The 399-nt window shown below is 65.9% G+C and carries 1 pseudogene; it reads right to left on the bottom strand.

The window, feature by feature from the left end:
- Window positions 1-399: pseudogene (locus GVN67_RS29425) on the bottom strand (hypothetical protein); the annotation flags it as partial.

Genomic DNA, 399 nt, shown 5'->3' with positions numbered 1-399 from the left:
GGGGCGTCCCAGGCGTATTCCTTGTGGGTGTGGCCGGTGAAGATGGCGTCCACCTCGGGGGACGTTTCGGTGACCAGCTTGGCAAACGGGCCGCCGGCTGCCACTTCCTGCTCCAGCGTGGCGCCTTCCACCACACCGGAGCCGGCGCCGTCGTGATCCTCAACAATGATGACGTCGGCAAGCTTGTCCGCCGTGATCTTCGCCGCCACCCGGTTGATGGCGTCCACCGGGTCTCCGAAGTCGAGGTCGGCGATCCCGGCGGGAGTCACCAGTGAAGGGACCTCCTGGGTGACGGTACCGATCACGGCAACCTTGACGCCGTTCAGGTCCAGCACCGTGTACTCCGGAAGGACCGGCTCGGTGGTGCCCTTTCTGTAGACGTTCGCACCCAGGTAGGGG

It is taken from the genome of Roseomonas sp. 18066 (genome assembly GCF_902706185.1).
Lineage (GTDB): Bacteria > Pseudomonadota > Alphaproteobacteria > Acetobacterales > Acetobacteraceae > Pseudoroseomonas.
The sequence above is the reverse complement of the archived record's forward strand: the minus strand, read 5'-3'. Positions and strand labels throughout refer to the sequence as shown.